This is a genomic window from Aquabacterium sp. UBA2148 (genome assembly GCF_002328915.1).
In the GTDB taxonomy this organism is placed as follows: domain Bacteria; phylum Pseudomonadota; class Gammaproteobacteria; order Burkholderiales; family Burkholderiaceae_C; genus Aquabacterium; species Aquabacterium parvum.
The window spans coordinates 3,147-13,215 of record NZ_DCXA01000021.1; the positions used below are offsets into that span (position 1 = coordinate 3,147).

A 10,069-nucleotide genomic window follows, 5' to 3' on the forward strand; every position below is an offset into this window, starting at 1 on the left:
GCCGAGAAGTCGCTGTCGTCCCGGTTGTCACGCAGGAACATCTCCGTGGCGGGCAGCGCGGCCCACTCGGTGATGGCGTTCATCTTGATCGTCTGGGCTTGCTCATCGCTCAGCTGGCTGGCATCGAAGGCATCCCAGGGGATGTCCTTGTCCATGTTCCAGCGGGCGGCTTCGAGTTGCTTGAACAGTTCGGGATACAGCATGACCTTCTCCATGGGCGCGGCAGCGCGCGAACGNNCTGGGCCTGCTCGTCGCTCAACTGGCTGGCGTCGAACGAGTCCCAGGGGATGTCCTTGTCCATGTTCCAGCGGGCTGCTTCGAGTTGCTTGAACAGTTCGGGATACAGCATGACCTTCTCCAGGAGCGCGGCAGCGCGCGAACGGTGGGGCCGCACCACGGCGACCGGCTGACGTTTCACGACAGGCTATACGCATTTGTGACCGAATTGGATGTCAGGCGCTTTGCAGCGACGTGACAGTCCGCAGTCAGGGGGGGAGTCCTGTCCTTGTGCGGTGTGCCAGGCATGGACGGCCCGACTCAGCTCGATCAGGTCGTCGAGCACCAGCACCCCGGCCGGCGCTCGGCGCGCCAGCAATGGGTTGCGCCCACCCGCCCAGATCGCCACGCGGGCGGGCAGCCGGTCGCGGAACGCGGGCAGGGCGTCTTGCACCAAGTGGGCCGGGGCCGAGGCCGAAAAGCTCAGGGCCACGACGTCGGCCCGGTGGTTCTCGCAGGCGTCGATCAGGTCGGCCGTCGGGGTTTGGGCGCCCAGGTTGATCACCTGTGCGCCCTGCAGCGTCAACCAGCCCTCGACCATCAGCAAGCCGAGCGCGTGTGGCTCGCCGGGGAAGGTGCTCAGCAGCACGCGGGGGGCCTGGGTCGGGTCGGTGGGGGGCAGCGCGTGGATGGCCGCGTGCAGGCTTTGCTGCAGGCACTGGCTGACCCAGTGTTCTTGCGGCACCTGAAAGCGCCCGCGCAACCAGCCTTCGCCCATGGCCTTGAGCAGCGGTGCGCAGACCTCGGTGATGAAGCGGGCCAGACCCAGGGTGGGCACGGCCTGGGCCAGCAGGCGCTTGAGGCCCGCGACGTCGTGGGCGTCCACGCGCGCCAGGGCGTCATCGACCCAGTCGCCGGGCGCGGAGGGATCGGTGTAGCTCGGCCTCGGTGACGGCGTGGTGGGTGTGGGCGCAGCGGGGGGCGCCGCTTGGCGGTTGCGGCCGGTGCGGGTGGGCAGGCCTTGTGCGTCGGCGCTGCGATCGGCAAGGGTCTGCAGGTCCTCGGGCGGCAGGCCCACGACCCGACCCGGCCGATGGCCCACGTCCAGCAGCCGCTTGATCAGGCGAAGGCGCTCGACCTGCTCCATGGGGTAACAGCGCTCGCCCTGGGCGTCTCGCACGGGCGAGGGGAAGCCGTAGCGCTTTTCCCAGATGCGCAGGGTGTCCTTGCTCAGGCCGGTGTCGCGCTCAACGGCGGCGATGGACATCATCAAGGAGCGGGGCATGGCGGCGGGTGCATCCAAAAAGTGGGTGGCTGCGTAAGAGATCAGGAACGGGTTTGTCCAGGCTTGTTCAGGGTTTCGTGCCTATTTGACGTGGACAAAACGTTGTGCAACAAGATCTGTCCAGCTAATATAGAACAAACATCCTGTTTTGACCAAGACAAAAGGGCTGACATGACGACTCGAATTTTTCGCGCCACGCTGGTGGCTTTCGGCCTCGCCGGCGCCCTGCTCGGTGGGGCGGCCCACGCCGCTGGCGAGGCACCCGCCTGCCCGCCGCTGCTCAACAAGACCTTTGCGCGCCTGCAGGACGAAAAACCCCAGTCGCTGTGCCAGTACAGCGGCAAGGTGCTGCTGGTGGTCAACACCGCCAGCTACTGCGGTTTCAGCGACCAGTTCAAGGGCCTCGAAGCCCTGCACGCCAAGTACAAGGACCGTGGCCTGGTGGTGCTGGGCTTTCCGTCGAACGACTTCGGCAACCAGGAGCCCGGCGACAGCAAGCAGATCGCCGACTTCTGCAGCAACACCTATGGCGTGAAGTTCCCGATGTTCGCCAAGACCAGCGTGCGGGGCGACAACGCCAACCCGCTGTTTGCCGAGCTGAGCAAGGCCTCGGGCACGCGCCCGAAGTGGAACTTCTACAAGTACCTGGTGGGGCGCAATGGCCAGGTCATCGACAGCTACAGCAGCATGACCTCGCCCGATGACCGCGACCTGGTGCGCGACATCGAAAAGGCCCTGGCCCCTTGATCCAGCAACGGAGTCCGACCATGCAACGCATCGCCATCGTGGGGTCCGGCATCACCGGGCTCGGGGCCGCCCATCACCTGGTGCGCGCCCCGGGTGCGCGCCACGTCACCTTGTTCGAGGCGGGCGCGCACTTTGGCGGGCACGCCAACACGGTGGACGTGACCTTGCCCGATGCGCAAGGTCGCCCGCTCAAGCATGGGGTGGACACCGGTTTCCTGGTCTTCAACGAGCGCACCTACCCGCAACTCATCGGGCTGTTCGAGCAGCTGGGCGTGCCCACGGCCAAGTCGGACATGTCCTTCTCGGTGCAGGTGCCACGTGACGCGACCGGCTTGTCTGGTTTGCGACCCGGCCTGGAGTGGTGCGGCTCTTCGCTGGACACCGTGTTCGCGCAGCGGCGCAACCTGGTGTCGCCGGCCTTCTGGCGCATGCTCGGCGAGATCCTGCGCTTCAACCGCCTGACCACGGGCATGGCCCAGCGTGGCGATGAGCGCGAACTCAAGCAGCCCATCGGTGACTTCCTGGCAGACCAGGGCTTTGGGGCGGCCTTCCAGGAAGGCTACCTGCTGCCGATGGTCGCCTGCATCTGGTCCTGCCCGGTGCAGCAGATGATGCGCTTCCCGATGGCCACGCTGATCCGCTTTTGTCACAACCACGGCCTGCTGCAGGTGGCCAACCGGCCGCAGTGGTACACGGTGTCGGGTGGCTCGCGCGAGTACGTGCGCCGCATCGTCGAGCAGCTGCCCGATGCCCGCCTGCATTGCCCCGTTGAGCGTGTGATGCCATTGGGCGAAGCCGGACAGGCGGGTGTGATGGTGCACAGCGCCCGTGGGGCGGAGCGGTTTGACGCCGTCATCTTCGCCTGCCACCCGGACCAGGCCCTGCGCCTGTTGGGCGAAGGTGCCCTGCAAAACGAGCGCGCCGTGCTGGGCGCCATCCGCTACCACCCCAACCGCGCGGTGCTGCACACCGACACCGGCCAGTTGCCGCGCAACCCGAAAGCCTGGGCCGCCTGGAACTACGAGCGCGCCAGCGAGGTCAGCCAGGAAGACCGCCACGTCTGCCTGCACTACCTCATCAACCGGCTGCAGCCCCTGCCATGGCAACAACCGGTGGTCGTGTCGCTCAACCCCTTGCGTGAGCCCGATGCCAGCCAGGTGCTGGCCGAGATCGACTACGACCACCCGGTCTTCGACCAGGCCGCCATCGACGCGCAGCAGGCCCTGCCTGCGTTGCAGGGGCGACGTCAGTTGTGGTTCGCCGGGGCCTGGGCCGGCTACGGTTTCCACGAAGACGGCCTCAAGTCGGGGTTGCTGGCGGCACAGGGCGTGCTCGATCGTTTCGCAAGCGGCGCCCCCGTTCAAGGCACGTTGCCAACGTCGGAGCTGGCCGCATGAACACGGCCAGGCCGCTGATTGGCTTCGGGCAGGTGCGGCACACCCGCCTGCGCCCCAAGCACCACGCCTTCAGCTACGGTGGCTGGTTCTGGCTGCTGCCCATGCGTGCGCTGGCGAGCCAGCCGGTGGCGGCCGTGCGGCGCAACGCGCGCGGCTGGCTGAGTTTTCACGATGCCGACCATGGTGAAGGCGGCGCGGACTCGCTGGCCTGGCTCGATGCTTTGCTCCAGCGCGGCGGTTGCTGGGCCGATGACTTGCCTCAGGGCGAGGTCTGGCTTCAAACCTACCCGCGTGTGCTCGGGTTCGCTTTCAAGCCCGTGAGCTTCTGGTACGTGCACCGAGCCGATGGTGCGCTGCACGCCGTGGTGGCCGAGGTCAACAACACCTTCGGCGAGCGGCACTGCTACCTGCTCGGTGGCGAGCAACTGGGCTGGGGCCGCGAGGTGCGTGCCGACAAGGTGTTCCACGTCTCGCCGTTTTGTCGCGTCGAAGGCCGCTACCGCTTTCGATTCATGCGCAACGCCGATCGCCTGGTGGCGCGCGTGGACCACGATGACGCCGATGGCCCGCTGATCCAGACCGCCATCAGTGGCGAGCTGGTTGAACTTGACGAGCGCAGCGTGAACCGGGCCATCCGTGGTTGGCCCCTGATGACTTTCGGCGTGCTCGCCCGCATCCACTGGCAGGCCTTGCAGCTGTGGCTCAAGCGCGTGCCCTTTTTCTCCAAACCGCCTGCGCCAAGCGCCGGGCCAGGCCTGGCTTATTCGGCGCAGGCCGCCTCAACCGTCACCGCCCCCTCCGACACAGGAAACCCTTCGCCATGAACCGCATGACCTCTGCTTCGTCGCTGTCCCGGGATGAAGGCCTGAGCCTGCCTGCCACCGCGCCCGCGTCTGCCCGCGCGGTGCTGGGTTTGCTCAAGCGGATCCGCGTGGGCTGGCTGGACCTGCAGTTGCCCGATGGCAGCACCGCACGCTTTGGCCAGGCCAGCTCAGGCGACCCGCACGTGCCTCGCGCCGGCTTGCGCCTTCACGACTGGTCGGTGTGTTCGGCGGTGCTCAAGTCGGGCGACATCGGCTTTGCCGAGGGCTACATCGATGGCCACTGGAGCACGCCCGACCTGACGGCCTTGCTCAAGCTGATGATCGCCAACCGCGACCTGATCGAAGGCGCGATCTATGGCTCGTGGTGGGGGCGCCTGGCCTACCGCATCCGCCACCTGCTCAACCGCAACTCCAAGGCCAACAGCCGCAAGAACATCCAGGCCCATTACGACCTGGGCAACGACTTCTACCGCCTGTGGCTGGACCGCACCATGAGCTACTCCAGCGCCTGGTTCGAAGGCGATCACACCCGCCCGATGGTCGATGCGCAGCGCGCCAAGGTCAAACGTGCGCTGAACGAAGCGGGCGTGCTGGCCGATGGCCAACAGCGTCGCGTGCTGGAGATCGGTTGCGGCTGGGGTGGCCTGGCCGAGATCGCTGCCGCCGAGCACGGCGCGCACGTCACCGGCGTCACGCTCTCGACCGAGCAGCTGGCCTGGGCCCACGACCGCATGGCCCGCGCTGGCTTGTCCGAGCGCGCCGACCTGCGCCTGCAGGACTACCGCGACATCCGTGACGAGCCCTTCGACGCCATCGTCTCCATCGAGATGTTCGAGGCCGTGGGCCGGGAGTACTGGCCCAGCTACTTCGAGACCCTGAACCGCTGCCTCAAGCCGGGTGGCCAGGCCTGTCTGCAGACCATCACCATCCACGACGACCTGTTCGAGCGCTACGTGAAGTCGACGGACTTCATCCAGCAGTACATCTTCCCCGGCGGCCTGCTGCCTTGCGACCGCGCCTTCCGCGAAGCCGCGCGCGAGGCGGGGCTGGAGGTGGTCAACGCCCTGGCTTTCGGCCCTGATTACGCGGAGACCCTGCGCCGCTGGCGGGTTGACTTCCATGCTCACCTGGAAAAGGTCCAGCGCCTGGGCTTTGACGAGCGCTTCCAGCGCATCTGGGAGTTCTACCTCGCCTACTGCGAGGCCGCGTTCGACATGGGCAACACCAACGTCGTTCAGTACACCCTGCGCAAGCCGGCCTGAACGCCATGCTGACGCACTCGGCCAGCGCGCGCTACGGCTTGCTGGGCTTGCCCCTGGCCTTTGTGGCCATGCCGCTTTACGTGGTGCTGCCGCAGCACCATGCCCAGGCTTATGGCCTGCCCCTGGCCGCGCTGGGGGCCGTGCTGCTGTTCACCAGGCTGGCCGATGCCTTCATCGACCCCTTGCTCGGGCGCTGGGCCGATCGTTGGCTGGCGCAACCTCAGAGGGCCTTGATGGCGGCTTTCATGGCGGTGCTCGCGCTGGCGCTGGGCTTCGTGCTGCTGTTTCACCCGCCGGTCAGGCAGACCGTGCCCTTGCTGGCCTGGTGCGCCGTCACGCTCATCTTCACCTTCCTGGCCTACAGCCTGACCAGCGTGTTGCACCTGGCCTGGGGCACGCGGCTGGGCGGCGACGTGGCCCAGCGCAGCCGGCTGGTGGCCTGGCGCGAGGGCTTCGGGCTCTTCGGGGTGCTGCTGGCCAATGTGCTGGCCACGCAAGCTGGCATGGGCTGGACGAGTGCCGTGCTGACCCTGGGGTTGATGGCGGGTGTGTGGGCCTTGAGCAAGGGCCCCAGGCCGGCGCCAGTGACGAGGGCCGCGAGCGATCAGGCATCCCACGCGCAGGCCACCACGCCGCTGTCCCAGCCTTGGCAGGGCGCCGGCTTTCGCCGACTCATGGCCCTGTTCCTGGTCAACGGCGTGGCCAGCGCCATCCCGGCGACGCTGGTGCTGTTCTTCATCCAGGACCGGCTGCGCGCAATGGACGGTGCGCCCCTGTTCCTGGGTCTGTACTTTTTGATGGCCGCACTCGGCGTGCCGCTGTGGGTGCGCCTGATCGGGCGCATCGGCCCCATGCGCGCCTGGGCGCTGGGCATGCTCCTGAGCGTGCTCAGTTTTGTCAGCGTGCTCGGCCTGGGCGAAGGCGATCGCGTGGGCTACCTCGTCATCTGCCTGGCGGGCGGTTTTGCCCTGGGGGCCGACCTCACCGCGCCGGGCACGCTGTTGACCGGGGTGGTGCAACGCGCCGGCCACACCGCTCAAGCCGAGGGCGCTTACGCAGGCTGGTGGCAATGGGCCACCAAGCTCAACCTCGCGCTGGCGGCGGGCCTGGCCTTGCCCGCCTTGCAAGCCCTGGGCTACACCCCGGGCACCCAGGACCCCGCTGGCCTGAACGCGCTGAGCTGGGTCTACGGCGGCTTGCCCTGCCTGTTCAAGTTGCTGGCCTTGGTGGCCTGCTGGCGCTGGCGTCATCACCCGGCGCTGGCCTGATCCGCCATCCCTGTTCCCTGACGTGGCCCACCACCATTCAGGACACCTTCTATGGAGTTCGACATGACCCCATCCAAGCCCATCATCCAGCGCCGCAAGGCCGTCGGTGCCATCGTGCTGACCTTGGCCCTCGGCCTGTCGGCCTGCGGCTCCGCCCCCAAGCCGACCGACTACCAGGCCGAGCAGCCCGCCATGGACTTCCGCGGCTACTTCTCCGGCCCCGTGCAGGCGCACGGCATGTTCACCGACAGGTCGGGGCGCGTCGTCAAGCGCTTCACGGTGGCCATGCAGGGCCGCTGGAGCGGCGACAGCGGCGTGCTGGAAGAAGATTTCACCTACAGCAATGGCGAGAAGGAGCGCCGCGTCTGGCAACTCAAGGACCTGGGCGGCGGGCGCTTCGAGGGCCGCGCTGCCGACATCGTCGGCGTCGCCGTGGGCGAACAATCGGGCAACGCCATCCGCTTCAGCTACACCATGCGCGTGCCCGTTGACGGCAAGCCCATCGAGTTCCAGTTCGACGACTGGATGTACCGCGTGGACGGCCAGGTCGTGCTCAACCGTGCCGCCATGAGCAAGTTCGGCATCCACCTGGGCGACGTCACGCTGAGCTTTCGCAAGCCCTGACCCCGCAGAGATCCGCCCGCGCGTTCGCGGGGGATCGCGTGCATTCCGACACGCCAGGCCTTGACGTGGGCTGCTTCGCCCTCAAGTCGGGGGGTGACGAGGCCGATGGAGCCGTCATGATGGAAATGGCCAGTCGGCCAAAGCCATGACGGAAGTCGGTCTCAAGGACCCTGGAGTGTCGTCCATGCACATGCTTTACAACTCGGACAGCTACGCGGTGGTGCAGATCGAACTGGCCGCCGATGAGCACGGCCCGGTTCGCCACAGCGCCGCCTTGACCCGTGGTGGCTACGAGATCGTCGACAAGTTCGCCCGCAAGGAAATCTTCATCGAAGGCGCCTTGGCCGAAACCTTCAAGGAAGGTGTCGAGGCCCTGATCGAGTCGTCTCCCAGCATCGAAGAGTTCGATGCCTACCTCGAGCGCTACGCCGGCATGGCGCAGCAGCCCGTGGTGATGCACTGACGCATTTCACCGGGTGGCATCCGTGAAGCATTGACGCTCCACCGCCGCTGACCACCCCGGGCGCTCAAGCCCACGCGCGCACCCGCCGATATCCCGATCACACCTTGGTGTGTGAACGAATCGGGAGCACGCATGTCTTCAACCTTCATGGCAGCAAGCTGGAGCGGCTCGGCCCTCGCGCCGGCCTGGTTGCTTGCCGTGTACGCCATCTCGCTGCAAGGCATGGTGATCCGCCGAGTGCGGGCCAATGACCGAGAAGCCGGCCTGGCCTGGATCCTGGGCGGCGCGCTCGTCGTGGGCACGGGCATCTGGGCGGCGAGCTTTCTGAGCCTGGTGGCGATGCAGTTGCCCATCAAGGTGGGCTATGTGCGCGACGTCGTGCTGGCGTCCTGGTTGCCTGCCATCGTCATCGCCGCAGCTGCCATCTGGATGCAGACCCACCGCGACCTGCGCTGGCGAACGCGCTTGCTGGGTGCCGTGCTGGTCGCCGTGGGCGTGCAGATGCTGGTGTTCGTCAACGCCTCGTCCATCATGCTGCAGCCGGCCATGATCTGGGACGCCAAGGCGTCGGGCGCCGCCTTCCTGCTGGTCTTGCTCGGGTGCTCGCTGGGTGCCTTGCTGATGCAGGCCGAGCTCGACCGAGATCACCACCAGACCCGCCACCTGGCCATCGCCGTGATGGTGGGCTCGGTCATCTGGGCGGGCCTGGTCCTGCAGGTCAGCGCGGTCGGCATCCCCCTGGCGGCCAACTGCCTGAGCGAGGGGCAGCTCTCCGGTGACTCGCTGGAGTTCGTGCTCACCGCCACCGTGCTCATCCTGCTCGTGATGGCGCACATCGGCACCTTGCAGGACGCGCGCAACCTGGCTCGAAACCAGGCCCTGTCCGACTCCCTCAAGGCCGCGCAGTCCGCGCTGGAAGAGGCCTCCTTGCGTGACGCGGCCACCGGGCTGCCCAACCGAACGGGCTTCGAGCAGCAGGTGCGTCACCTCATCCACGAAGCCACCGACCAGGTGCTCAACCTGAGCGTGATGCGGCTGAACATCGACGGCTTTCACGCCTTCACGGGCACCTATGGGCACAGCGTGGGCGATGGCCTGATCCAGACGCTGTCGCTCAGGCTGCAGGGCCTCATCCGTGAAGGCGACGTGCTGGCGCGCTCCGACACCGATGAGTTCTTGATCGCTTGCCGTGGGCTCAACGACGAACACGTCACCGCCGTGCTGGCCCAGCGCCTGCAAGACGCCGTGCACGAGCCTTGCCTGGTGCAGGACCAGGAGATCACGGTCAGCTGCTCCATCGGCGTGGCCCGTTACCCCGACAGCGCCACGGCCGAGCAGCTGATGTCGCACTCCAATGACGCCATGCTCACCGCCCGCCGCGCAGGTGGTGGCGTGTACTGCTTCTTCGAGCGTGGCATGGACCGCGTGGGCGCAGCCCAGGTCGAGATGCAGCGCGACCTGCGCCACGCCGTGGCCCGCAACGAGCTGACGCTGCACTTCCAACCCAAGTTGCGCGCCACCACGGGCGAGCTGGCTGGCGTCGAAGCGCTGCTGCGCTGGCACCACCCGACCCGAGGCATGGTCAGCCCCGCCGAGTTCATCCCTGTGGCCGAGCGCTTTGGCCTGATCGGTGAGTTGGGTCAGTGGGTCATCGACGAGGCCTGTCGCCACCTGCGCGTGTGGCACGACCTGGGCCTGGACATCCCCGTGGCGGTGAACCTGTCGGTGCACCAGCTGCGTCAGCCCGACTTGGAGCAACGCGTGCGCGAGGCCTTGCGCCGCCACCGCGTGCCCGCGCGCATGCTGCTCATGGAGATCACCGAATCGGTGGCCATGGAAGACATCGAGGCCTCACTGCGGGTCTTCGACATGCTCGATCAGATTGGCGTGCGCCTGTCCATCGACGACTTTGGCACCGGCTACTCGTCGCTGAGCTACTTGCGCCGCCTGCCCGCGCGCCAGCTCAAGATCGACCGCAGCTTC

General features: G+C 67.3%; 9 protein-coding genes and 1 pseudogene. 8 read left to right on the forward strand and 2 right to left on the reverse strand.

From position 1 onward, the window contains the following. Positions 1-203, reverse strand: a pseudogene (locus tag B2W70_RS01280) (ferritin-like domain-containing protein); the annotation flags it as partial. Positions 204-424: 221 nt separating this feature from the next. Continuing rightward, positions 425-1,501, reverse strand: a complete 1,077-nt coding sequence (locus B2W70_RS01290) for a MerR family transcriptional regulator (RefSeq protein WP_286742135.1) — start codon at positions 1,499-1,501, stop codon at positions 425-427. 171 nt (positions 1,502-1,672) lie between these two features. Here B2W70_RS01290 and B2W70_RS01295 point away from each other — a divergent pair, with 171 nt between their 5' ends. The 8 genes from B2W70_RS01295 to B2W70_RS01330 form a co-directional block, all read left to right on the forward strand. After that, positions 1,673-2,248, forward strand: coding sequence for a glutathione peroxidase (locus tag B2W70_RS01295; protein ID WP_286742136.1), 576 nt, complete (start codon positions 1,673-1,675; stop codon positions 2,246-2,248). A 20-nt stretch (positions 2,249-2,268) separates the two neighbouring features. Then, positions 2,269-3,645, forward strand: a complete 1,377-nt coding sequence (locus B2W70_RS01300) for an NAD(P)/FAD-dependent oxidoreductase (protein WP_286742138.1) — start codon at positions 2,269-2,271, stop codon at positions 3,643-3,645. After that, positions 3,642-4,469, forward strand: coding sequence for a DUF1365 domain-containing protein (locus B2W70_RS01305; protein ID WP_286742139.1), 828 nt, complete (start codon positions 3,642-3,644; stop codon positions 4,467-4,469). Before B2W70_RS01300 ends, B2W70_RS01305 begins: the two co-directional genes overlap by 4 nt. Continuing rightward, on the forward strand, positions 4,466-5,731 hold the full coding sequence (locus B2W70_RS01310; RefSeq protein ID WP_286742141.1) for an SAM-dependent methyltransferase: 1,266 nt from the start codon (positions 4,466-4,468) through the stop codon (positions 5,729-5,731). The genes B2W70_RS01305 and B2W70_RS01310 overlap by 4 nt, the downstream gene beginning before the upstream one ends. A 5-nt stretch (positions 5,732-5,736) precedes the next feature. After that, positions 5,737-6,999 (forward strand): MFS transporter, encoded by a 1,263-nt coding sequence (locus B2W70_RS01315; protein WP_286742142.1) that lies wholly within the window; start codon positions 5,737-5,739, stop codon positions 6,997-6,999. Between the two features lie 63 nt (positions 7,000-7,062). Further along, entirely contained in the window at positions 7,063-7,623 is a 561-nt protein-coding gene (locus B2W70_RS01320) for a DUF3833 domain-containing protein (RefSeq protein ID WP_286742143.1), read from the forward strand. Positions 7,624-7,807: 184 nt separating this feature from the next. Beyond that, on the forward strand, positions 7,808-8,086 hold the full coding sequence (locus B2W70_RS01325; protein ID WP_058089052.1) for a BTH_I0359 family protein: 279 nt from the start codon (positions 7,808-7,810) through the stop codon (positions 8,084-8,086). Positions 8,087-8,218: 132 nt separating this feature from the next. Continuing rightward, positions 8,219-10,069 (forward strand): putative bifunctional diguanylate cyclase/phosphodiesterase (locus B2W70_RS01330; RefSeq protein ID WP_286742145.1); only part of this gene is annotated, 1,851 nt, incomplete at its 3' end.

What these genes read in the sequence shown, in the direction of transcription:
- B2W70_RS01290 (WP_286742135.1), bottom strand. Translation starts at nt 1,501, where the DNA reads ATGCCCCGCTCCTTGATGATGTCCATCGCCGCCGTTGAGCGCGACACC.
- B2W70_RS01295 (WP_286742136.1), top strand. Translation starts at nt 1,673, where the DNA reads ATGACGACTCGAATTTTTCGCGCCACGCTGGTGGCTTTCGGCCTCGCC.
- B2W70_RS01300 (WP_286742138.1), top strand. Translation starts at nt 2,269, where the DNA reads ATGCAACGCATCGCCATCGTGGGGTCCGGCATCACCGGGCTCGGGGCC.
- B2W70_RS01305 (WP_286742139.1), top strand. Translation starts at nt 3,642, where the DNA reads ATGAACACGGCCAGGCCGCTGATTGGCTTCGGGCAGGTGCGGCACACC.
- B2W70_RS01310 (WP_286742141.1), top strand. Translation starts at nt 4,466, where the DNA reads ATGAACCGCATGACCTCTGCTTCGTCGCTGTCCCGGGATGAAGGCCTG.
- B2W70_RS01315 (WP_286742142.1), top strand. Translation starts at nt 5,737, where the DNA reads ATGCTGACGCACTCGGCCAGCGCGCGCTACGGCTTGCTGGGCTTGCCC.
- B2W70_RS01320 (WP_286742143.1), top strand. Translation starts at nt 7,063, where the DNA reads ATGACCCCATCCAAGCCCATCATCCAGCGCCGCAAGGCCGTCGGTGCC.
- B2W70_RS01325 (WP_058089052.1), top strand. Translation starts at nt 7,808, where the DNA reads ATGCACATGCTTTACAACTCGGACAGCTACGCGGTGGTGCAGATCGAA.